We start from the raw sequence: 22,916 nt of genomic DNA, 5'->3' as shown, positions 1-22,916 counted from the left end.
TTAACGCTTGAACGTCGCAGGTGGAGCGTTGGTAGTGGGGCGGATGGCCCTGGCGTTGATCACATCTATGACAGGACTCGGCTTGGTCCCCGCTGCGCCGCATGACGCGCTGCCCACGCCAGCACCTCGTGCGCTGGCATGGGTCGGGCAATCCCGAACCCCTGCGCGCGCTCGCAGCCGAGATCCAGCAGCTTCGCGGCTTGCTGGGGTGTCTCCACGCCCTCAGCCACCACATGCCGCCCGAAGGCTCCCGCCAGCGCGATGATGGCGCTGACCAGCGTGAGATCGTCCCCGTCTTCCAGAATGCCCTGCACGAAAGTCTGGTCGATCTTGATCGTGTCCGCCCGCAGGCGCTTGAGGTAAGAAAGCGATGAATAGCCGGTGCCGAAGTCATCCAGGGCAAACCGGACTCCAAGCGCCTGGCAGCTTTGCATCATGTGGCGCATGTACTGCATGTCCTGCAGGGCGGCGGATTCCAGGATTTCCAGTTCCAGCCGGGACGGCGAGACTTCGGGGCAGGTCTGCAGGATGTCCTTGAGCCGTTCCACAAAGTTGACCTTGTGAAAGTGCGTGGCGGCGATGTTCACGCTGACCTCCCAGAGCATGCCTGCATCGGTCCACTGCCGCATCTGGGCAAGGGCTTGGCGCAGAACCCATTCGCCCAGCTCCACCTGGAGTTCTACGTCCTCGATCAGCGGCAATACGTGCTGCGGCCCCACCAGACCATGCTCGGGGTGCTGCCAGCGCAGCAGGGCTTCAAGGCCCAGGATCTCGCCGGTGCGCAGGTTGACTTTGGGTTGGTAGTGCAGCACCAGCTCGCCGGCGTGCAGTGCGCGCGCCACGCCCGTCTGGCGGGTGTGCTGGGTTTGTACGGCGTGGTCGTGCTGCACATCGAACACGTGCAGCTGGTTGCGGCCAAAGCTCTTGGCCTGGCACATGGCCTGGTCGGCGTGGCGCAGCAGGGTGTCGGGGTTGGCGTCGTCCTGCGGAAACACGGCAATGCCCACGCTCACCGTGGTGTGCAGAAGTCGGTCGTCGATGGCATAGGGGGCGGCGAGCTGTTCCATCAGCATGGCCACGCGCGCCTCGACGGCGGCCACGTCGGGCAGTGCGCCGAGCAGCAGCACGAATTCGTCGCCCCCCATCCGGGCGGTCACATCCGGCGGCGAGAGGAAGGCCTCCAGTCGTCGCGCGGTTTCCTTGAGCAGGCGGTCTCCCACGCGGTTGCCGTGGGTGTCATTGACCACCTGGAAGTGGTCGATGTCCAGCATGCAAACCGCCAGCAGCGAACCCTGTTGACGCGCCACGAAAATGGCATGGGTCAGGCGCTCGGCCAGTGCGGCCCGGTTATAGAGGCCTGTGAGCGCGTCATGCCGGGCGTGCCACGAGATCTGGTGGCGCAGGTTGCGGGTTTCGGTGACGTCGCGGAAAACCAGCACACAGCCCACGGCTTCGCTGGTGCCCTTGCGGATCGCTGATGCCGTGTATTCGATCGCATAGCGCTCGCCGGACCGGTGGATCAGCACTTCGTGGGTGGTCGGCTGCAGGGCGCCGGTCACGGTGTCGCGCCCCGCCATGGCGCTGGCGCTCAGGCTGCCCTGGTCTTCGTGGAGGCGAAAGACATCGTCGAGCTGCCGTCCCAGGGCCTGGTCGGCGGTGAAACCGGTCATGAGCTGGGCGGCCTCGTTGATGGTTTCGATACGCCCATGGAGGTCGGTGGTGATGACGCCGTCGCCGATGGAAGCCAGGGTGACTTCAGCCCGTTCCTTTTCGGCGCGCAGGGCCTCCTGGGCCCGCTTGCGGTCGGTCACGTCGACCAGGGTGCTGATCGTGCCGCCCAGCTTGCCCCGCGTGGTGGTAAACGGCGCCTCGAAATACGCCATGTCCCTGGGGGCCTGCTGGTGCGGCGGGTAGATGCGGATTTCGTTGTCCTGCGCCTGGGCGATCTGCGAAGAGCGTTCAGGCGAGAGCTCCGGCGGATAGGCCATGCTGGACGATTGCGCATTGCCCGGACCCGCGGGCACATGGAACAGCTGCTTCCAGGCGCGGTTGACGTCCAGGTAGGCGCCATCGGCATCGCGCACAAATACCGGCAGCGGCAGGGCATCAATCAGTTGGCGGGTGAAGTGCAGTTGCTCGCTTTGCTGCTGCTGGGTTTCACGCAGCGACAGGACCAGAGACTGGATTTTGCCCGCCATGTCGTTGAACGCGGCGGCCATCGCCCGCGACTCCAGCGTGCCGGTCATTTGCATACGCGTGTCCAGGCGGCCCTGGCGGAAAGCGTCGGTCGCCTCGGTCAGGCGGCGCAATGTGCGCGCATTGGCGCGCAGCAGCAGCGTGAGCAGAAACAGGATGGTGAAGATATTGATCGCGGAGATGCGCCCCTGGACCACCACGGTTTTCCACACCTGGTTGATCAGTGGCGCGGCCTGCAACGTCACGGTGAGGCGCGCCGATTGACCGCCGGGCAGGCCGTGCCCGAACTGCTGGGTGGGCGGATCGATGTCTACCCAGCCGGTGAACCAGTCGGGTGCTGCCGGGAGTGATCGCGGCACCGTAGCCACGCTGGCGGGTGCGCCCGGCAGCTGCCAGGACAGCGATTCAACAACCGGGCCAAACCGCACCAGTGCGTCGTTCAGAAGCCGATCTCGTGCTGCGTTGTCTGAAGGTGGAAGGTCTGCCAGCGATGGCATTAGGGCATCGCCCACACGGCGCAGTTCGCTGCTGGCGTGGCGACGGACTTCGTCGGTCTCCGTGGCGACCAGGTAGTGATAGCGCACAGCACTGACCAAAAGGATGATGAGCACGATGGCGCCATAGAGCCGGGGATAGGTACCCCGCAGGAGCCACGTGCTGAGTTTTCCGATGCGCATGAACGGCCGCCCTTCCCCCCCACCCCAGGGTAAGAATTTGTTTAATTAATTAATTATTGTGTGGCGGAGTCTAGCGCGTTGCGCGCCACGGCCTTGAGCCGGGTGGGGGTTTTTTGCGGCCCGGTCGGCCACCGACGGTATGGGCGGCAATGGAATGCGCGCCAGGTTTGCGCGCAGCCGCCGCCAACCACACGCAGGGTCGTTGGCGGCGGCTACGAGTGGGGGTACTACAGCGACTGGCTGAGGATGTCCCGGTATTCCTGCGGCGTGGCGACGCGGGGATTGGTCTTGTGGCAATGATCGGCCATGGCGCCCCTGATGATGTCGTCGAACATCGCTTCAGTCACGCCCATGGCGGCCAGACCGGTGGGCAGGCCCAGGCGCGCATTCATGTCCCGGATGGCTTCGGGGATGTCGCCCGCACTGCCCAGCCCCATGGCGTGCGCCATGCGCTCCAGGCGCTTTTCTTTTTGTACGGATTCGGCCGCTGCATTGAAGCGGATGACAGCGGGCAGGAACATCGCGTTGAGAGTGCCATGGTGCAGGCGCGGGTTCACGCCGCCCAGGCTGTGGCTCAGCGAATGCACCGCGCCCAGGCCCTTCTGGAAGGCCATCGCGCCCTGCATGCTGGCGCTCATCATGTGCAGGCGTGCGTCGCGGTCGCTGCCATTTTGGGTGGCTTGTGCGATGTGGGCCCAGCCGCGCGTGAGGCCGTCCAGTGCAATGCCGTCGGCTGGCGGGTTGAACGCGGCCGACATGAAGGTTTCCATGCAGTGCGCAATTGCATCCATGCCGGTGGCTGCCGTCAGCATGGGCGGCAGGCCCAGCGTGAGTTCCGGGTCGCAGATGGCCGTCTTGGGCACCAGGTTCCACGAATGAAAGCCGAGCTTGCGGTGGTCATCCACGATGATGATGGCGCCGCGTGCCACCTCGCTGCCCGTGCCGCTGGTGGTGGGCACGGCGATCAGCGGTGCGGCGCGCTCGGTGATGCGCGGCGAGCCGCCTTCAATGGTGGCGTAGTGGGTGAGCGGGCCCTCGTGCGTTGCGGCAATGGCAATGCCCTTTGCGCAGTCGATGGCCGAGCCGCCGCCCACGGCGATCAGTCCGTCGCAGCCCTGGGTTTTGTACATCTCTACTGCTGCGCGCACGGCAGCTTCGGTGGGGTTGGACGGCGTCTGGTCGAACACCGCTACGGTCAGGCCGGGCAGTGCATCCAGCGCCTTCTGTAACACGCCAGCGGCTTTCACGCCAGGGTCCGTCACCACCAGCGGGCGCGTGATGCCTACGCGTTCGCATTCCTGCTTGAGCAGCTTGACCGCGCCGAATTCAAACTGGATCTGGGTGACGTAGTAGATGAAAGCCATGGTGCAACAGGATGTGTGAATGAAAGTGCCAGCGTTTACGATAGCCCGCGGGCGTACAGAAGAGAACATGTCGACAGCCCACTTTATAAGCAGGAGACACGGGTGAAAACGAAGCAAACCCTGACGGCGGCCCTGTTAGTCGTCGCATTTGCGACAAAGGCGCAGGCGCATTGCCTGAAAGATGCGACGGCCGCAGGCCTTGTGGAGACCTTCTCGCCGCTCCTGCGGGGCAAGGCGACCGAGCCCCTTTCTTTCACGTAGCGCTGTGCGTGCCGGCCCGCGCCCTGCGGGCCAAAGCCTTTCAATTGCCGAGACTTTGACCCTTGACCGACCTGCACATCCACCACACCCGTCTCACCCCCCAGATGCGCAGCGTGCTCGAACGCATGGCGCGTGCGGGGCATCCCCCGCTGCACACCCGCAGCCCGCACGATGCGCGTATCGCTTACCAGGCGGGCGCCGACGTGCTCGAAGTGCCCAAGGCGCCTCTGGCGCGCGTGCAAGACTTCCACATTCCTGCCCGCGACGGCCACGCGCTGCCTGCGAGGTTGTATGCCCCCACCACCGACACGGGGCTGCCGTTACTGCTCTACACCCACGGCGGGGGATTCACCATTGGCAGCATTGCCACACATGACATCCTGTGCCGTGAACTGGCGCGATTGGGCCACTGCATGGTGGTGTCGCTGGACTACCGGCTGGCGCCGGAGCACCGCTTTCCCACGGCCAGCAACGATGCGTGGGATGCGCTGCTATGGCTTGCCGCCAACGCCGCAAGCCTGGGTGCAGACCCGCAGTGCCTTGCCGTAGGGGGCGACAGCGCGGGCGGCACGCTGGCGGCGGTCAATGCCATCCTGGCACGCGATGCGAACCTGCCCCTGGCACTGCAGCTGCTGATTTACCCCGGGTGCGCAGCGCACCAGGACACGCCTTCCCACGCGACCTTCGCGCGGGGACTGGTGCTAGAGGAGCCCGCCATCAGCTGGTTCTTCGGGAACTATGTGACCACGCGAGAGGAACGCGAAGACTGGCGTTTTGCGCCTCTACTGGCGCCGGACGTGGAGGGCGTTGCGCCGGCCTGGATCGGCCTGGCCGAATGCGACCCCCTGGTGGATGAGGGCATCGATTACGCCGACAAGCTGCGGCTGGCGGGTGTGCCCGTTGATCTCGATATTTACCGCGGTGTCACCCACGAGTTCATCAAGATGGGGCGCGCCATTCCCGAAGCGCGCAAGGCCCACGCAGACGCCGCCCGTGCGCTGCGCCAGGCATTTCAAATGGAGTGAGAAAGAAAACCATGCAACGCACTGATTTCCGCTGTTTCCACCGCCTGCGCGTGCGCTGGGCCGAAGTGGACATGCAAAAGATCGTCTTCAATGCCCACTACCTCATGTACATCGACACGGCCATGAGCGATTACTGGCGTGCGCTGGCATTGCCCTACGAAGCGGGGATGCAGACCCTGGGCGGCGAGATGTACGTCAAGAAAGCCACCGTGGAATACCACGCCTCGGCGCGGCTGGACGATACCCTGGACGTAGGGCTGCGCTGCGCCCGGGTGGGCACTTCGTCCAGCCTGTTCCAGGCGGGTATCTTCGCGGGCGATCAGTTGCTGGTGTCCGGCGAGCTGATTTACGTTTTTGCCGACCCGGCCACGCAAACCTCGCGCCCCGTGCCCCCCGCGCTGCGGGCCATTTTTGAGAGCTTCGAAGCGGGCGCCGAGATGGCTGAAGTCAAGACGGGCGACTGGAACGCCCTGGGCCGGGATGCGAGCCGGTTGCGCACAGAGGTGTTCGTGCGTGAACAGGGCATTGCGCCCGACATCGAGGCCGATGCGCTGGATGCGACCGCCAGACACGCGGTCGTCTACAACCGCCTGGGCATGCCCGTGGCCACAGGGCGTCTGCTGCAGCAGGCGCCCGGTGTGGCGCGCATCGGACGGATGGCTGTAGACCGTTCAGTGCGCGGTGCCCAGTGGGGGCGGGAACTGCTGGAGGCCCTGGTCGCCGCCGCGCGTGCCCGGGGCGATACCGAGGTGCAGCTGCACGCCCAGCGCAGCGCCGAGGGCTTCTACCGCCGCGCCGGGTTTGCCGCAGCGGGCGACCCGTGGGAAGAGGCTGGTATTGCGCACATCGCGATGTCGCGACAGCTGTAGTATTGCTCCTGAAAACATAGCTGCTAGCGCTTTACCAGTAAGCGCTGAAGACCATTTTGGCTTAAATATCTTCCAGCAACGGATAGGGCAGGGGTAGCAGGGCAAGGGGGACACCGGCGGGGGCGCCCACTTGCAGGCTCTGCTCCTGGGCCGCAGCGATCTGGAGCGAGACAATGGCATCAAAGCCGCCGTCCGGTGCAGGTGCCGCCTGCACCACGGTGCCGCAGGGCTGGTCAGGGTCTGAGGTGCTGAACACCTCGGCCCCCACCTCCACGGCCGCCGCAGCGTGGGCCACGTAGGCGCGGCGCTTGAGCGTGCCCCGGAACTGGCTGCGCGCCACCACCTCCTGGCCGGGGTAGCAGCCCTTCTTGAAATTCACACCGCCCACCGATTCGTAGTTGAGCATCTGCGGGACAAATGCTTCGACCACCGGCGTCGTCAGGGTGGCCACGCCGCTTCGCACTTCGCTCCAGAGCCACAACGATGCATCCAGCGCTGGGCCCGCGGGCGCTGGTTCGGACGTGGGTGCCACCCAGAGCGCGCGCGGTTGGCCATCTGCGGGGTACAGGTGCACCACACTCGCAGGGCCTGCATCGGCCTTGTGCCAGGCAGCGTGTGCGCCGCCCGCCACGGCGTTGATGGCATCTCCGGCAACGCCGTACAGCGAATAGTCCGCCGTGGCATCGGTTAGCCTGGCCTTGGCACGCAGCACAAACATGGACAGCCGTTTGAGCACAGCGGGCAGAAGGTCGCGGCTGCAGACCAGCAGTACCTCGGTGGCGCTGCGCTTGAAGCCGATGAAGCTGGCCTGCATGCGGCCTTTGGCCGACAGAAAGGCCGCCAGGCGGGCCTCGTCCATGCCCAGCAGGGCGAAATCCTGCGTGAGCTGGCCGTGCAGAAATTTGGCAGCGTCTTCGCCTTCCACGCGAATGACGCCCAGGTGGGAGAGGGGGGCAATGCCGTTCAGGGAGTAGGTCATCGCTGAATTATGATGCCCGGTCCCATTCATACAGGCAGCAGGGTTGTGAGACGTTTTCTGGTTCTGATCGCATTGTTGGTCATCGGCTCCGGCGGCGCTGCCTTCTGGTGGCTGCACCAGCCCATCGTTGCAGCGGGCGAGCCGCTGGAGCTCGCCATTGAGCCCGGCACGACGCCGCGCGGTGTTGCGCGCGACGTGGTGGCGTCCGGCGCGCGGGTGGATGCGCGCATGCTTTATGCGTGGTTCCGCTTCTCGGGCCAGGACCGCGCCATCAAGGCCGGCAACTACGAAATCCCCCCCGGCACCACCCCCCGCAGCCTGCTGCAAAAGCTGGTGCGCGGCGAAGAGAGCCTGCGCGCCATCACGCTGGTAGAGGGCTGGAACTGGCGCCAGGTGCGCCAGGCGCTGGCCCGCGAAGATCAGCTCAAGCGCGAACTGGCCAACCTGAGCGATGAAGCCCTGATGGCGCAGCTCGGCCGCCCCGGTGTGCACCCGGAAGGGCGGTTTTTTCCCGATACCTACACCTTCGCGAAGGGTTCCAGCGACATCGCCCTGTTGCGCCGTGCCATGCATGCCATGGACCGGCGTCTCGAAGCCGCCTGGGCACAGCGCGCTGCGGACTCCCCCCTGAAGTCGGCCGACGACGCGCTGATTCTGGCCAGCATCGTCGAAAAGGAAACGGGCAAGGCCAGCGACCGGGGCCAGATCGCGGGCGTGTTTGCCAACCGCCTGCGCATTGGCATGCTGCTGCAGACCGACCCCACGGTGATCTACGGCCTGGGCGAGAAGTTTGACGGCAACCTGCGCCGCCGCGACCTGCAGACCGACACGCCGTGGAACACCTACACCCGTGCTGGCCTGCCCCCCACCCCGATATCCATGCCTGGCAAGGCTTCGCTGCTGGCTGCGGTGCAGCCGCAAGCCACCCGCGCTCTCTATTTTGTGGCCAGGGGCGACGGCACCAGCCATTTCAGCGAGTCACTGGACGAGCACAACCGTGCGGTGAACCGCTACCAGCGCGGGCAGCAGTAGATTCAAGCAGGACATCCATGTCACGACCCGGTTTGTTCATCACCTTTGAAGGTATCGACGGCGCAGGCAAGTCCTCGCACATCGAGGGGCTGGCTGCAGCTTTTCGGACGCAGGGTCGATCTGTCACCGTCAGCCGTGAGCCGGGCGGTACGCCGCTGGCGGAAAAGCTGCGCGAGATGGTCCTCAACGACCCGATGGATGCGCTCACCGAGTCCTTGCTGATCTTCGCCGCCCGACGTGACCACCTGCGCAACGTGATCGAGCCCGCTCTGGCGCGGGGCGATGTCGTGCTGTGCGACCGCTTCACCGATGCCACGTTTGCCTACCAGGGTGCGGGGCGTGGTTTTGATCTTGAAGTGCTATCAATACTGGAGCGTCTTGCGCAGACTGGGCTTGCGCCAGAGGCCAATATGATGCGTGAACCGGATTTGACGGTGTGGTTTGACCTGGCCCCCGAGGTGGCGGCCGGGCGCCTGGCCGGCGCGCGCGTGCCTGACCGTTTCGAAGCCCAGCCGGTGGAGTTCTTTCGCCGCGTGGCCCAAGGCTATGCCGACCGGGCCGCTGCTGCGCCGCAGCGGTTTGCGCGGCTTGATGCTGCACAAGACCGCCACCGCGTGTGGCAGCAGCTCACCAGCGTGTTCGTACGCAAAGGCTGGCTGGCGATCATGGTGGCTGCACAAGGAGGCCCGCGATGAGCGAGCCGGCCGTTGCATTGGCCCCCTGGATTGCCGCGCAGCGCACCAGCCTGCTCGCCCAGCGGGGCCATGCCTGGCTGCTGCAGGGCCCGTCGGGCCTGGGGCAGTACGCCCTGGGGCTGGAGCTGGTGCGCGCCTGGTTGTGCGATGCACCCACAGCGCAGGGCGCGTGCGGCAAGTGCACAAGTTGTCACGCCATTGATGTGCGCACCCACGCCGACCTGTGTGTACTGATGCCGGAGGTGCAGATGATGGCCCTGGGCTGGCCCCTGTCAGAAAAAGCCCAGGCGGACATCGACGACAAGAAGCGCAAGCCCAGCCGCGAGATCCGGGTGGAGGCGATGCGCGATGCGGTGGAGTTCTCGCAGCGCACCTCAGCGCGTGGCAAGGGCAAGGCAGTGCTGGTGTACCCGGCCGAGCAGATGAACCATGTCACGGCGAACGCGCTGCTCAAGACCCTGGAAGAGCCGCCGGGCGACGTGCGCTTTGTGCTGGCGAGCGAGGCGGCGCACCAGCTGCTGCCCACCATCCGCAGCCGCTGTCTGGGCCATACCATGGTCTGGCCCGCCACCGACCAGATGCTGCAGTGGCTGCAAGGGCAGGGCATTGAAGCGGAGCCTGCGGCGGCCTTCCTGCGTGCCGCAGGCGGGCGGCCTGAAGATGCACTGGCCCTGGCGCGCTCAGGTCGCAGCCCGCAAGCCTGGTCGTCCCTGCCGCAGGCGGTAGCCAGGGGTGACGTGACGGCGCTGGGAGACTGGTCGCCCGCGCAGGTGATCGATGCGCTGCAGAAACTTTGCCATGACCTTCTGGCTGCCAGCGTGGGCGCAGCGCCGCGCTACTTCGCGGCTGCAGATCTGCCCAAGGTTCTGCCGTCGTTGGGTGCCTTGACACGCTGGTCGCGCGCGTTGGCCAGGGAAGCACGTACCGCAGACCATCCTTTCAATGCGGGTCTCATGCTGGAAGCCCTTGTCGCCCAGGCGCGAAACACCCTACACTCAAGGCACTGAGCCGTACCATTTATTCATGAGCAGTCCATCCACCGCCCCCCGCCCCAGCGTCATGCAGCTGGCCATCAAGGAAAAGGGGGCCTTGTACGCAGCCTACATTCCCTTTTTCTCTGAAGGGGGCATTTTTGTGCCTACCCAGCGGGACTACAAGCTGGGCGATGATGTTTATGTATTGCTGACTCTGCCGGACGACACGCAACGCTATCCGGTCGCCGGCCGTGTGGCCTGGGTGACTCCGGCGCGCGCTGCGGGCAATCGCACGCAGGGTGTGGGCATCCAGTTTCCCAAGGACGAAAAGTCGCGCCAGCTCAAGGCCAAGATTGAGGAGCTGCTCGGGACATCGCTCGGGTCTGACCGGCCAACCCAGACCATCTGAGCCCGGCTCCGCATCGGTGCCGACCCGCGCAGGCGGGTCGGCATTTTTCATGGGTGGCCCGGACGATCGGGCGAATGGCGTATCTTCACCCGGGCCTTGCGCCGGAACTGACGATACGCCGCAGCACTCACAATCGATTAACTTGAAACTGCATGTTCACTGATTCGCACTGCCATCTGAATTTTCCGGAGCTGGTGAGCCAGTTGCCCGCCATCCGCCGGGCCATGGCCGAAGCGCTCGTCGACCGTGCCCTGTGCATCTGCACCACGCTGGAAGAGTTCGAGGGCGTGCATGCGCTGGCAATGGCGCACGACAATTTCTGGAGCACGGTGGGTGTGCACCCCGACAACGAAGGCATCGCCGAACCCTCGGTGCAGGACCTGCTGGACCGTGCTGCCCTGCCGCGCGTGGTGGCCATTGGCGAAACGGGCCTCGATTACTACGGCATGGAAGACCGCAAAGGCGGGCGGAGCATTGCCGATCTGGAGTGGCAGCGGGAACGTTTCCGCAACCACATCCGTGCAGCGCGAATATGCGAAAAACCTTTGGTCATCCACACCCGCAGTGCATCGGACGATACGCTCGCCATCCTGCGCGAGGAGGGTGAGGACGGCCCCGGTAACCGGGCGGGTGGCGTCTTTCACTGCTTTACGGAATCCATGCAAGTCGCGCGCGCGGCGCTGGATCTGGGGTACTACATTTCGTTTTCGGGCATCGTCACCTTCAAAAGCGCGCAGGAGCTGCGCGACGTGGTGGCCTTTGTGCCGCTCGATCGCACACTGATCGAAACCGACAGCCCCTATCTGGCGCCTGTGCCATATCGTGGCAAGACAAACAACCCTTCCTATGTGCCCCATGTAGCCCGGCAAGTGGCGCAGACCAAGGGCCTTTCACTGGAGGCTGTGGCCGAGGCTACCAGTCACAATTTCAACACCTTGTTCAAGGGGGTGATGTCATGACTTTGCACCGACGTTCTGCCCTGGCGGCCGTGGCGGTGGGCGTGCTGGCAACGCGTGCGTTGGCAGGTGCCTATGAGGATTTTTTTGTGGCGATCCTGCGTGATGACGCGAGCACGATCAACGCACTGCTGCGCCGGGGCTTCGACCCCAACACGCGCGACCCCAAAGGACAGGTGGGTCTTGTGATTGCACTGCAGCAAGGTTCGACCAAGGCCTTCGCAGCTTTGATGGCATCCCGAACGATCAATGTGGAAGCCCGCAATGCCCAGGATGAGAGCCCGCTGATGATGGCTGCGATCAAGGGGAATGTGGAAGCAGTGAAGGCCCTCATCGCTCGCGGTGCAGATGTCAACAAGACCGGCTGGGCGCCGCTGCACTACGCCGCCTCAGCGGGCACGCCGCAGCACACCACCATCATCGCGTTGCTGCTGGAAAACCATGCCTACATTGACGCCGCCTCTCCCAATGGCACCACACCGCTGATGATGGCAGCGCACTACGGCTCCAACGAGGCAGTGCAGTTTCTGCTGGACGAAGGGGCGGATCCCACGCTCAAAAACCAGCTGGGGCTGACCGCAGTGGACTTTGCCACGCGCGTGAGCCGGACCGAATCAGCCGAAAAAATTGCTGCGGCCATCCGGCGACGCCAGCCCAACCGGGGCAGGTGGTAGGCGAGGCGCCAACGCAGGGGCCTGCCGTCATGCGATTCAGTCGGTAGCGGTGGATGGTGCCGAGGACGTACGCGTCTGCAGGCGCGCATACAGCCCACTTTGCGCCATCAGCTCGCCATGCGTCCCTTGCTCGACAATGCGACCTCTCTCCATTACAACCACGCGGTTCGCGTGCTCTATGGTGGACAGGCGGTGCGCAATGACCAGGGTCGTGCGCCCTTGCATGAGTCGCTGCAGGGCTTCCTGCACCAGGCGTTCAGATTCGGTGTCGAGCGCAGAGGTCGCTTCATCCAGGATGAGGATGGGCGCGTCTTTATAGAGCGCCCGTGCTATCGCCAAACGCTGGCGCTGCCCCCCTGAAAGCTGGGTGGCGTTGTGCCCGACAACGGTATGGATGCCCCGAGGCAGAGCCGCCACATGCTCTGCCAGATTGGCCGCAGCAAGGCATTCAAGAACGCGACACTCGTCAACCGCATTTCCAAGTGCAACATTGATTGCGATTGTGTCGTTAAACATTACAACGTCCTGGCTCACCATCGCGAACTGTGACCGCAGCGATCCGAGGTCCCAGTCGGTCAGGACACGACCGTCCACCTCCACCGTGCCGGACGCGGGCATGACGAAGCGAGGAAGCAGGTTGACCAGCGTGGTTTTGCCTGCTCCAGACGGGCCGACCAGTGCCACGACTTCACCCGGGGCTACCCGAAGGCTCACCCCGTCCAGGGCAGGCGCGTGATCCGGGCCAAACGACACGGACACGTTGCGAAGGGTAAGTTCTCCCTGCACCCTGGGTGTGCGGTAGGTACCGCCAGTTTCTGCCCCGGTACTGCCCAGCAGGCCCAGTCCCCGTTCCAGTGCAGCCACGCCCCGGGTCACGGGGCTTGCCACATCCGCCAGCCGCCGTATTGGCGCGATGAGCATGAGCATGGCAGTAATGAACGAGACGAACCCACCCACCGTCACGTCTTTGGTGTCCACCGCTCCACGGCTTTGCCACAGTGCAATGCAGATCACCACAGAGAGCGCAGCCGCGGCAAGCAACTGGGTCAAAGGGGTCATGGCCGCCGAGGCAATGGTGGATTTGATCGCCAGGCGCCGCAGGCTGCGGCTCAGATGGGCAAATCGCTGAGCCTGGCCCGCCTGTGCACCATGCAGCCGCACCATCCGGTGCGCGAGCACGTTTTCTTCCACGACATAGGCCAGTTCGTCCGTGGCCTGCTGGCTGCTTTTGGTCAGGTGATACAGCCGGCGTGACAGGGTTTTCATGATCCAGGCCACCCCGGGTACGACGACCGCTACGATCAACGTGAGCTGCCAGTTGAGGTAAAGCAGATAAGCGAGCAGGGCGATCAGGGTGAATCCGTCGCGCGAGAGCCCCAGGAGGGCTTGAACCAGCAGCGTGGCGCCGGTCTGAACCTCATAGACCACCGTGTTGGACAGCGCACTGGCCGACTGGCGTGCAAACAACCCCATTTCCGCAGCCAAAACCCGATCAAACAGTGCCTGGCGCAGCGTCAGCATGCCCTCATTGGCAATGCGCGCCAGCGCATACTGCCCGACAAACTGGGCGATCCCCCTCACCAGAAAAACCCCCAGTATGGCGACCGGCACCACCCAGAGTTGCAGCGTGCCCTGGGTAAAGCCCTTGTCCAGCAGAGGTTGCAGCAACGCGGGTATCAAAGGCTCGGTAATAGCGCCCACCAGTGTCGCGACGATGGCCACGGTCCATGCAAGTCGCTGGTTGCCAAAGTAGATGGACAGCCGCTTTAACCGTGCTGTCAGGCTGAGATTGGGAGGGGGGGCAGGTGGGGCGCTGGCGCCTTGATCGGTGGCTTGCATGTGGCCCGGATTGTAGGGTTGGTGCAGCAAGAAGTGGCCACCGGCCACCAGCTCTTGAATCCATTTGGGTCGGCACAGTTTGTCACAGGGACACTGCGCGTGTGTGTAACATTCGGGTTTGCCCTTCGGCACTTGTTCGGCCACTGCTGGATGCCAATGACCATAGATCGAAACCCTTCAAAAACTTTCCCTGCCGCTGGGCTTTTGCCTTCGCGCCGCCAGTTGATAGCAGCGATCATCGCTTCCCCTGCCATACCAGCCTTCGCACAATTCCGGGTGGAAGTGACTGGGGTCGGCTTGACCCAGTTGCCCATTGCTATCGCGCCATTCCGAGGGGAGGCTCAATCTCCTCAAAAAATCGGTTCCATCGTTCAGGCCGACCTTGAGCGCAGCGGGCAGTTTCGCGCCATTGATGCGGCAGGTGCGGTGCTGGACGAAACGTCCAGACCGGATGTGGCGTTGTGGAGGCAAAGGAATGCTGATTCGCTGGCAACCGGAAGTGTTACCCGCCTGGCCGACGGACGTTTTGATGTGCGGTTCCGGCTGTGGGATGTCGTCAAGGGCCAGGACCTGGGCGGACAAAGCTTCGTCGTGACACAGGGCGACTTGCGTCTGGTGTCGCATCGAATCGCCGACTTCATCTACGAAAAACTCACCGGTGAGCGGGGAATATTTTCCACCCGCATTGCCTACGTGACGAAGACTGGCCCTCGCTACAGCCTGTGGGTGGCAGATGCCGATGGAGAAAATGCACAGTCGGCCCTGTCGAGCCCCGAACCCATCATCTCACCGGCGTGGTCGCCTACCGGGGGACAGTTGGCATACGTGTCGTTCGAGTCCCGCAAGCCCGTGGTGTACGTGCATGACGTCGCAACTGGGCGCCGTCGCCTCATAGCGAACTTCCGCGGATCCAACAGTGCTCCATCGTGGGCTCCAGATGGCCGGTCCCTTGCAGTCACCCTGAGCCGGGACGGCGGCTCGCAGTTGTACACGATCGATGCCAACGGCGGGGAACCCCGCAGGCTCATGCAGAGCCCCGGTATCGACACCGAGCCTGTGTTCTCGAGTGATGGTCGAAGCATCTTTTTTGTCAGCGACCGTGGCGGTGCTCCCCAAATCTACCGGGTGGGGGCATCCGGTGGCAATGCAGAACGTGTCACGTTCACTGGCACCTACAACATTTCGCCCAGCATCAGCCCGGATGGACGGTGGCTGGCGTATATCTCCCGCGTGGGTGGAGCCTTCAAGCTGCATGTGATGGAGCTGTCCTCCGGAAACGTGACGGCTTTGACAGACACGACGGCCGACGAGAACCCCAGCTTTGCACCCAACAGCCGCCTCATTGTTTATGCCACTCAGCAGCAGGGGCGCGAAGCACTCATGACGACCACGCTGGACGGCAAGATCAAGGCCCGCCTTGCAGGCCAGGCAGGCGATATCCGTGAACCGGATTGGGGCCCGTTTCAGAAGCAATGAACTTTTCGGCAATTTCAGTTATCAAGCTTTCAGGAGAATTTTGGATGATCAAACGCATTACCCTTGCCCTTACCGTTGCGGCCTTTTTGGCGGGCTGCAGCTCCGGCGTGAAGCTGGACGATGTGCCGGTGGAAGACAAGAACGCAACGTCCACGATGGGCGGTGCCAGTGGCGGAGCCAATTCCGGCAATACGGCGCAAAGCGGTGTGGCAGGTGTGGACCTGGGGCAATCCGGTCGTGATGGCGCTGGCCCCGTGGGTGTGGCTCGCATCGTGTACTTCGACTACGACAGCTACGTCATCAAGCCCGAGTTTCAGTCGCTGATCGAGGCCCACTCCCGGTTCATCAAGGCGGCACCCAACCGCAAGGTGATGATCGAGGGCCATACCGATGACCGCGGGGGACGCGAGTACAACCTTGCCTTGGGCCAAAAACGCGCTGAGGCCGTGCGCCGCTCTTTGGCGCTGCTTGGGGTGCCGGATGGTCAGGTCGAAGCGGTGAGCTTTGGCAAAGAAAAACCTGCAGCACAGGGCACAGGGGAAGATGTGCACGCCCAGAACCGTCGCGCTGAACTGTCGTACCGTTGATGCGCTCCGCAGTGGTCGGCTTTCCCGTGAAGACGCTGGCGATGGCGGCATTGCTGGCGGCGACATTGTCGTCGGCGCATGCCGCCATATTTGAAGATGGCGAGGCCCGGCGGGCCATCCTGGAGATGCGGCAACGCGTGGATGGGTTGCAGGCTTCTCAGCAGCGTTCTTCTGATGAGCTTCGCAAGCTTGCTGAAGAAAACGCACAGCTGCGGCGCGGTCTGCTCGATCTGCAGACGCAGATTGAATCCCTGCGCGCGGACAAGGCCAGGCTCCATGGGCAAAACGAGCAGCTGTTGCGCGACGTAGGTGAGTTACAGCGGCGACAAAAGGACATAGCGCAGGGCGTCGATGAGCGGCTGCGGCAATTTGAGCCTGTGACCGTGACGGTGGATGGGCGCGAGTTCCAGGCCGACCCGTCCGAAAAACGTGATTTCGATTCCGCTCTGGCGGTTTTTCGCTCCGGCAAGTTCGCGGAATCGGGAAATGCGTTTTCCGCCTTTCTGAGACAGTATCCACGCAGTGGCTATGCGCCTTCCGCCCGCTTCTGGCTTGGGAATGCGCAGTACGCCACCAGGGATTACAAGGGCGCCATCGGTAACTTCCGGCAAATGCTGAGCGACGCGCCCGATCACGCCCGTGCGCCAGAGGCTGCGTTGTCTATTGCCAATTGCCAGATTGAACTCAAAGAGACACGAACTGCGCGAAAGACCCTCGAAGACCTTGTGCGTGCCTATCCCCAATCCGAAGCTGCAGTGGCTGCCAAAGAGCGCCTTTCTCGCCTCAAGTAAACACGGTATGTCTCTTGTGGCTGGCGATGCGCCTGGGGTGCATGAGGTACTGGAACGGCGATTCGGCGGGCTTCAGCGGTTGTATGGTGTCAACGGTGCGGCTCGTATTCGCGCCGCGCATGTGGCGGTGGTGGGCATCGGCGGCGTGGGCTCCTGGGCTGCCGAGGCTTTGGCGCGCAGCGGCGTGGCCCAGATCACGCTGATCGATCTCGACCACGTCGCCGAATCCAACATCAATCGCCAGATCCACGCAGTATCTGAAACCGTGGGCCAGGCGAAGGTCCACGCCATGCGCGAGCGCATTGCGCAAATTCATCCGGGTTGCATCGTTCACTGCATTGAAGAATTTGTGGAGCCTGATAACTGGCCTGCATTGATGTCAGCGCCGGTGGATGCACTCATTGATGCATGCGATCAGGTCAAGGCCAAAGTCGCCATGGCGGCATGGTCGAAATCGGAAGGCGTGGTTCACATCGCGGTGGGGGCAGCGGGCGGAAAGCGGCATGCGCACAAGGTGGACATAGATGATCTTGCCAACGCCACCCATGACCCGCTGCTGGCGCAAGTGCGCTACCAGCTTCGCAAGCACCACAGGGCGCCGCGTGACGGCAAGCGAATGGGTATTCCCTGCGTTTTCAGCCGGGAACCCGTTGCCCCACCCGACGCCTCCTGCAACATTGACGGCGACGGTTCTCTGAACTGTCATGGGTACGGCTCAGTAGTGTCTGTGACCGCAACGTTTGGGCAGTGTGCAGCCGGCTGGGTCCTCGACAAACTTGCATCGGTTTCAAAAACGGTCTGAAAACGACGCTATAATTCAAGGCTTTGCAGCGATCGATACGATGGCTCGCAACAGGTTGGGACGTTAGCTCAGTTGGTAGAGCAGCGGACTTTTAATCCGTTGGTCACAAGTTCGAATCTTGTACGTCCTACCAAGCCCTATAAAGAAACCCCGCTATCGATAAGGTAGCGGGGTTTTTCTTTTGGTGTTGCTTGTAGGCAATCTGTAGGCAATTGCTTGAAATTGGCGGCGCGCTGCCGGTCCGAGCGACTGCCTTTTTAACGATGGCGACTCGCGTAGCTGCCGTCTGAATTTTTCTTCAAACAGGCCCACGAAAACGCCTGTCCAGGGTTCCGAGCATTGATGCTGTTGTATTCAGAGATAGCGGCTGTGCGGCATTCATCGAGGGACGAGAAGTCCCCGGAGATGTTCCACCGCTCCTTGCCACCCTCACGCCAGCCGACCTCGCTCGCGTAATTCCCCCCTAAGCCGCAGGCGGTCAGCGAGCACATTGCCGCAAGAAGAAGCGCAGCCTTTTTCATCATGTCAAATACCTTTCGAGGGTCGCTCTATGCAGGGCGATGGTCTTTGCCGCGCGGGATGCCCAGAAAGCCACGGGCAATCCAGCCTATGAGAGCGGTGAGAGCCCAACCAACTGCGAGGCCGCCGAAGAGTATTTGAAGGGCTTGCATCCATTGGTCTAGGAGCTTTTGACGCTTAACCTGCTGTACCCGTTCAAGGTCGCTTTGCTGAAGGCGAAAGGCGCCCGCTATGCCATCCATGTATGCGCGCACATCTTTGTCATACTCGTTTGCCATCCACACCGTTTGAGGCTCCCATGGGGATATTGGCATGCTCAGGAGATATTGCGTCAGTCGCGCTGCATCATCGTGCGCGCCACGCCGTAGAGCTTCCTTTCGAGCTTCGTACACGCGTGCCGCTTCAGGATTTGAGCTTGATACAACTTGCCGGAAGGGTATGAGGGGGCTGCCATCATCTGCAGGGCTGGAAACGAAGCAAAACGTGACATCAACGCGCGCATCGTTGGGCGCATCCACAGTTGTGAACTTGCGAGCGTCCTTGGAATTACATGATTCAGCGGGGGTCGGCGTTGCTCCGTAAGTCTCAACGGAGTACTTGAGGGAAACGTAGGGCTCGGAGAAGATTGCATAGGCTACGCAGCCCAGCACCCATAGCCCGGCGAATGCGAGTGCAATACGCCGCGCTCCTGCGAACATGTTGATAGCCACTTTCCCTCCGGTTTTCTGGTTCGACTTTTTCATGTTACGCGCCCATCTCTCGGCTGCAAAGTGTAGAAACTCCGCCATACACGGCTGCTCCGCCCACCTCACCAGCTTTGCCCGATAACTCCCCCGTTTTTCCCGGTAACACCCCCGTTTTTCCGGTGAAAGACCCCCAAATTTCCCATGAAACACCCCCAAAAACGGGGGGTTAGCGGGCGGACGATGGTTCGATGGTGTAGATACCGCCGATGATTGAGCCCTGCACCTTTACCACCTTGCCCGGTCCGCTCACTCCATCGGCGATTCCCCGGATGGTCACCATGCCACCCTTTGCCACATGGACCCAGCCTGAATTGCCGGAGAGCTCTGCAACGCCTTCCACGCGTACGCTGCCACTGTTGCCTGTCAAGTAGAGAGTCGCTCCAGCACGAACAATCACGTCGTCAGTGTTGCCGGAAATGGAGGCATTCACACCTGGCCGAATAGTGACTCGGCCAAAGTTGCCTGAGAACGACCCACCCTTCTTGACATCCAGCGGCGGAGGGGGTCCAACGTGCACGTTCGCACAGTCGCCAATCTTCTTGCCGTCTAGAACCACGCAGTTCCCTGCGAGGGCATTTGCTGCAAAAGCGCAGGCAGCGAGGGAAAGTGCAAATCGGGAGCCCAGTGCTGAACTCAATTGTGAAGCTGTCATCTTCATGGCCGGACGCGCCTATTTCGGTGCCAGCTTGGACCAGTCCAGGGAGGGCCCCGGCGAGAACGAATACTCGGTGGAGCCCGTGAAGACGCGGTGCGCACGCTTCAAACTGCGAGCCAGCCAGTACCTTAGGCCACGCCAGCCCCCGGGATGTGCCAGCTTCATGTGAGTCATCCAAAGCGCGCGGGTGTACTCAAGACGCTCGCTGAGGATTTGCCGCTGCGCATCGTTCAAGGCCATTTGCAGGGAGTAAGCCTCAATATTTTCCACCGCCATGCTGATGTACTGCACCGGGTCGTCCACCAGCACGGCGCCGCCAATGATGCGCTGCGCAGCTACTTCGGCCTGCAGGGCGAGAACTTCGTTTACCAGGGTTGCCGTCACGTTGTCCATCTTTGTTTCCATGTTGTTCAGCAGTAGAACTCTTGGGGCTGCTCAAAGGCTCTTTTAAGCTTGTTCAGTTCACGGCGCAACTCGACAGCCTCAGCCGAGCGCGCGCCGTGCTTAAAGCTGTTTTGCGCTGCTCTGGAGCGCCCTTCGACCGACCTTGGCCCTGTTGACTGTGCCCATGGTTGCCAGCCTCGGATTAGCAAGGCCTGCCGCTCTCTGCGCTCCTGCGTCCAGCCGTTTGCCATCTTCTATCTCCAAAAGTTCGTTTGACGTAGTTCCCGTTTGCTCGTGTGCGTGTGCTTGGGCACCGTGAGTCCGCCCGGGGGCTACTCCGTTGTTCACCTGCTGCGGCCCGTGGGCGATGTTGGCTTGGCGGGCAAAAACCACGGGCGGGTTTTTGATTGCGGCCAGCGTCTCCACCGTCGCCCGGCACTGCCCCTGGGCTTTGAGGGCGAGGCGCATGTAACGCTCGCTGGCATCAAGGTACTCGCCCAAGTTCAATGCCGACCGCCGAGCCATCTCCGCAAAAATGGCATTCAGTGCAATGGACTGCGCGGTAAGCATCTGCTCCGCTGCCGCCAAGTCGTTGGCATTGACCCGCTGGCCATGGTCCTTGATGCTGGCCACCATGTCCGTGATAGACAGGTCTGGTTGCGCCGGACCCAGAAAGACTCGGGCAGTCATTGCGTTTGTGGCAATGCCGTCCGTGGCCAAGTCCGCAAGCTGGCGCTCTTGGGATACCCCCAGCTTTGCAGCAATCTGCAGGACGTCCTTTTTGTTCTCCACCTGAGTCTGGCCCTGGGCCCCATCTTTCGGCGGTCTTACCTTCTTGGCTGCGATTGCGTTTGTCATGGGAGCTCGTATATTCGGACCATGAAAGACCCCATCCTCTTGGGCTGGGTGGGCGCTGTGTGCGTTCTCTGGCTCATCGACTGGTTACGGTCCCGCAAGTAGGCCGGCCGCGTTCCCGCCAATGGCTATCCCGGGTAGCAGCAATCCAGCCCCCAGGGGTGGCTGAGGACGGGGGCCCAGAAGGCCGCCCGTGATGTTCTGGGCGGGACGCTGGGCAAGCCACACCGCCGTGGAGTCCATTGGGTTGGAGATGGCCAGCTGACCGAACGGCAACTTGTTGGCGAGGGGGCGCACCCTGTCCGCCACACCAGACACCAGCGCGGCAACCCCTGCAGCGGAGTTGCTGTTGTTCACTGCAGAGCCCCGCGGCTGGAAAGTCTCGAAGCTTCCGGTCCGAGCCATGGCTTTCAGGGTCTCGATTTCGGCGGGCTCGAAGAACAGCCCCAGCTTCCGGTCGCCAATGTCCTTGAGAGCCGCCTCCATGCCCTTGCCGGAGAAGTTGCCGGTCTGCGAGGTCCCCCCCTTGCCGATGGCAGCGTCCTTCAATCGGTGAACGATGGAGACCCGCACAGCGTCGCGGGCAGCGGGGTTTTGGTTGATGGTGTCGGCCACCCGCGCCACGCCGTCATATCCAGCGGCCTTGCTCAGAATGTTCTGCTGAATGAAGGTGTCGGCGTTCGCGCCTTCAAGCGCGCGGGCGATGACCGGGGAGCTTTCCTGCCATGCAAAGCGGTCACGGGCAGCCTGGCGGGCCTGATTGAATGCGTTGATTGACTGCTGGCCAATGGCGGCAGGCGACGGCGGCACCGTTCCCGGGACTGCGGGTAGGGCCCCAGGGTTCACCTGTGGTGCAGAGACCAGCGGAGCGTCATCCAGAGCCCGGCGCACGACACCGAGCGCCATGCGGGTCTGTCCGTCACTCGCCCCGCGCTGCAGATTGCCAATGGCGGTCTTGAGCTGCTCGGCGTAATCCACCGTGAACGGCACTTCGCCTTTCGCAATCCGGTTCATGTGCTGCGCAACGGATGGTGGCAGCGCGCCACCTAGCAGCGCCTCGTCCAGAGCCTGATTCGCGCGGGCAGTGAACGCCTGGCCATTGAGCGAGGCGCTTCGCCCTTGTGTGTCCCGGGCCTGGCCATACAGAGCGCCAACGTTGCGTTGCAGTGCGTCATCCTGTGCGCGGATGGTGTTGGCCACTGTGCTGCCGTAACCGTATCCGTCCATCGGGCGGGCTCCGCCCATGTCGTCCAGGGCTCCGACCAGTCGGGCATTGTTGTCCCGGGCAATCTGGGGCAGCCGTGCGTCCCTGTTGCCGGTAGCCGCGGCCAGCTTGGATGCATTGGCCTCCTGCGTCACGTCGAACGGGTCGAGCGACAGACGCGCACGAGTTGGGGTCATGTTGAGCCGGGTGTAGTCTGCCAGGCGCGCGATTGCGTCCGGATTCAGTTCTCCTCCCATATCCATCGCTCGGCCCACTTGCTCACGAAGCATGGTGCGCATGGCAGGCGTTACCGTCGCAGGGTCGACGCCCTGGTTCTGGAGAGTAACGTTGATGGTTTGGTCAACGCGCTGCTCGAAGGCCCGTTGCTTGGCTGGTTGTACCCTACGCGCCAAGGTAGCACCGCGCTGGACTGCTGAGCTCGCAGCTTGCACAGCGAGGCCGCCGCCAATTCCGCCTACAACCGATGCCACGCCTTGCACAACCGAGTTGCCGCCCATCTCCCGGGCAGCGCCTCCCGCAAGGCCAGCACCAGCCGCTGCCCCGAACTGTTGGGGCAGATTCGCGGCGAGGAATTCCGCCGTCTTGCCTGCTAAACCTGGAGCAGCTGCTGCACTGCGAGCCGCAGCGCCCAGGCCTCCAGCGCCAGCGACCAGCCTCGTAGCGTCAGCAACAATCCGCTCGGTAGCCCCCTCAGGCGCAGGAAGTCCTAGACGGTCTGCAAGGAGAGTCGCCTCCTGACCTATTGGGCGCCCACCCATACCACCAAAGGCGCGGGCCAGCGGGTCGGTGATGAATTGCCGAATAGGCTCAGTGACAATCTGCGCAGTGTTGGCGACACCCTCAAGCCCGTAGCGCGCGGTCAGTCCGAGCTGGCGCGGTATGGCACTAATTCCCTTGCCTGCCTGTGCTGGGGCAGGGGAGTCCTC

General features: G+C 63.1%; 23 protein-coding genes and 1 tRNA gene. 14 read left to right on the top strand and 10 right to left on the bottom strand.

Annotated elements, in window-relative coordinates:
• Positions 1-65 precede the first annotated feature (65 nt).
• Positions 66-2,873, bottom strand: coding sequence for an EAL domain-containing protein (locus tag KYG_RS21115; protein WP_008906967.1), 2,808 nt, complete (start codon positions 2,871-2,873; stop codon positions 66-68).
• A 227-nt stretch (positions 2,874-3,100) separates the two neighbouring features.
• A complete protein-coding gene (locus KYG_RS21110; RefSeq protein WP_008906966.1) occupies positions 3,101-4,237 on the bottom strand; it encodes an iron-containing alcohol dehydrogenase in 1,137 nt (378 codons plus the stop codon).
• Positions 4,238-4,339: 102 nt separating this feature from the next.
• Here KYG_RS21110 and KYG_RS24890 point away from each other — a divergent pair, with 102 nt between their 5' ends.
• From KYG_RS24890 to KYG_RS21100, 3 genes are all read left to right on the top strand, one after another.
• Entirely contained in the window at positions 4,340-4,498 is a 159-nt protein-coding gene (locus tag KYG_RS24890) for a hypothetical protein (protein ID WP_008906965.1), read from the top strand.
• A 104-nt stretch (positions 4,499-4,602) separates the two neighbouring features.
• Positions 4,603-5,523: an alpha/beta hydrolase gene (locus tag KYG_RS21105; protein ID WP_192810340.1), complete on the top strand. Its 921-nt coding sequence runs from the start codon at positions 4,603-4,605 to the stop codon at positions 5,521-5,523.
• An 11-nt stretch (positions 5,524-5,534) separates the two neighbouring features.
• On the top strand, positions 5,535-6,392 hold the full coding sequence (locus KYG_RS21100; protein ID WP_008906963.1) for a YbgC/FadM family acyl-CoA thioesterase: 858 nt from the start codon (positions 5,535-5,537) through the stop codon (positions 6,390-6,392).
• Between the two features lie 61 nt (positions 6,393-6,453).
• On the opposite strand, the gene KYG_RS21095 is transcribed toward KYG_RS21100, so the two are convergent.
• A complete protein-coding gene (locus KYG_RS21095) occupies positions 6,454-7,371 on the bottom strand; it encodes a folate-binding protein YgfZ (protein ID WP_008906962.1) in 918 nt (305 codons plus the stop codon).
• A gap of 45 nt (positions 7,372-7,416) precedes the next feature.
• On the opposite strand from KYG_RS21095, the gene mltG reads away from it, so the two are divergent.
• The 6 genes from mltG (at position 7,417) to KYG_RS21065 (ending at position 12,111) form a co-directional block, all read left to right on the top strand.
• On the top strand, positions 7,417-8,403 hold the full coding sequence (mltG, locus tag KYG_RS21090; RefSeq protein WP_008906961.1) for an endolytic transglycosylase MltG: 987 nt from the start codon (positions 7,417-7,419) through the stop codon (positions 8,401-8,403).
• Between the two features lie 17 nt (positions 8,404-8,420).
• On the top strand, positions 8,421-9,098 hold the full coding sequence (gene tmk / locus KYG_RS21085) for a dTMP kinase (protein WP_008906960.1): 678 nt from the start codon (positions 8,421-8,423) through the stop codon (positions 9,096-9,098).
• Positions 9,095-10,105, top strand: a complete 1,011-nt coding sequence (locus KYG_RS21080) for a hypothetical protein (RefSeq protein WP_008906959.1) — start codon at positions 9,095-9,097, stop codon at positions 10,103-10,105. Before tmk ends, KYG_RS21080 begins: the two co-directional genes overlap by 4 nt.
• A 16-nt stretch (positions 10,106-10,121) precedes the next feature.
• Positions 10,122-10,481 carry a PilZ domain-containing protein gene (locus tag KYG_RS21075; RefSeq protein ID WP_008906958.1) on the top strand — a complete coding sequence of 120 codons (360 nt, stop codon included), beginning with the start codon at positions 10,122-10,124 and terminating at the stop codon, positions 10,479-10,481.
• A 152-nt stretch (positions 10,482-10,633) separates the two neighbouring features.
• Positions 10,634-11,440 (top strand): TatD family hydrolase, encoded by an 807-nt coding sequence (locus tag KYG_RS21070; protein WP_008906957.1) that lies wholly within the window; start codon positions 10,634-10,636, stop codon positions 11,438-11,440.
• The gene (locus KYG_RS21065) at positions 11,437-12,111 is read left to right on the top strand and encodes an ankyrin repeat domain-containing protein (protein ID WP_008906956.1); all 675 of its coding nucleotides are present in this window, start codon (positions 11,437-11,439) and stop codon (positions 12,109-12,111) included. Before KYG_RS21070 ends, KYG_RS21065 begins: the two co-directional genes overlap by 4 nt.
• Before the next feature lie 36 nt (positions 12,112-12,147).
• Here the strand turns inward: KYG_RS21065 and msbA are convergent, their stop codons facing one another.
• Positions 12,148-13,950, bottom strand: coding sequence for a lipid A export permease/ATP-binding protein MsbA (gene msbA, locus KYG_RS21060; protein ID WP_034695706.1), 1,803 nt, complete (start codon positions 13,948-13,950; stop codon positions 12,148-12,150).
• A gap of 156 nt (positions 13,951-14,106) precedes the next feature.
• Between msbA and tolB the strand changes: the two genes are divergently transcribed.
• The 5 genes from tolB (at position 14,107) to KYG_RS21035 (ending at position 17,739) form a co-directional block, all read left to right on the top strand.
• On the top strand, positions 14,107-15,426 hold the full coding sequence (gene tolB / locus KYG_RS21055) for a Tol-Pal system beta propeller repeat protein TolB (protein WP_034695703.1): 1,320 nt from the start codon (positions 14,107-14,109) through the stop codon (positions 15,424-15,426).
• 44 nt (positions 15,427-15,470) lie between these two features.
• Positions 15,471-16,013, top strand: coding sequence for a peptidoglycan-associated lipoprotein Pal (pal, locus tag KYG_RS21050; RefSeq protein WP_008906953.1), 543 nt, complete (start codon positions 15,471-15,473; stop codon positions 16,011-16,013).
• Positions 16,013-16,804, top strand: coding sequence for a tol-pal system protein YbgF (gene ybgF, locus KYG_RS21045; protein ID WP_008906952.1), 792 nt, complete (start codon positions 16,013-16,015; stop codon positions 16,802-16,804). The genes pal and ybgF overlap by 1 nt, the downstream gene beginning before the upstream one ends.
• 7 nt (positions 16,805-16,811) lie before the next feature.
• Positions 16,812-17,606, top strand: coding sequence for a ThiF family adenylyltransferase (locus KYG_RS21040; protein WP_008906951.1), 795 nt, complete (start codon positions 16,812-16,814; stop codon positions 17,604-17,606).
• Positions 17,607-17,663: 57 nt separating this feature from the next.
• Positions 17,664-17,739 (top strand) — tRNA-Lys (locus tag KYG_RS21035).
• A 124-nt stretch (positions 17,740-17,863) separates the two neighbouring features.
• Here the strand turns inward: KYG_RS21035 and KYG_RS24585 are convergent.
• The 6 genes from KYG_RS24585 to KYG_RS24570 form a co-directional block, all read right to left on the bottom strand.
• Entirely contained in the window at positions 17,864-18,130 is a 267-nt protein-coding gene (locus tag KYG_RS24585; RefSeq protein WP_139019437.1) for a hypothetical protein, read from the bottom strand.
• Between the two features lie 24 nt (positions 18,131-18,154).
• Positions 18,155-18,868: a hypothetical protein gene (locus KYG_RS24580; protein ID WP_139019436.1), complete on the bottom strand. Its 714-nt coding sequence runs from the start codon at positions 18,866-18,868 to the stop codon at positions 18,155-18,157.
• Positions 18,869-19,037: 169 nt separating this feature from the next.
• On the bottom strand, positions 19,038-19,529 hold the full coding sequence (locus KYG_RS24575) for a hypothetical protein (protein WP_139019435.1): 492 nt from the start codon (positions 19,527-19,529) through the stop codon (positions 19,038-19,040).
• A 12-nt stretch (positions 19,530-19,541) separates the two neighbouring features.
• Positions 19,542-19,931 (bottom strand): hypothetical protein, encoded by a 390-nt coding sequence (locus KYG_RS21015; protein ID WP_034695641.1) that lies wholly within the window; start codon positions 19,929-19,931, stop codon positions 19,542-19,544.
• 99 nt (positions 19,932-20,030) lie between these two features.
• Positions 20,031-20,768: a hypothetical protein gene (locus KYG_RS24770; protein WP_050813909.1), complete on the bottom strand. Its 738-nt coding sequence runs from the start codon at positions 20,766-20,768 to the stop codon at positions 20,031-20,033.
• An 84-nt stretch (positions 20,769-20,852) separates the two neighbouring features.
• On the bottom strand, positions 20,853-22,166 hold the full coding sequence (locus KYG_RS24570) for a hypothetical protein (protein ID WP_139019434.1): 1,314 nt from the start codon (positions 22,164-22,166) through the stop codon (positions 20,853-20,855).
• Positions 22,167-22,916: the final 750 nt, after the last annotated feature.

It is taken from the genome of Acidovorax sp. NO-1 (genome assembly GCF_000238595.1).
GTDB lineage: Bacteria > Pseudomonadota > Gammaproteobacteria > Burkholderiales > Burkholderiaceae_C > Acidovorax.
Note: the sequence above shows the minus strand (reverse complement) of the source record. Positions and strands in the feature narration are given on the sequence as shown.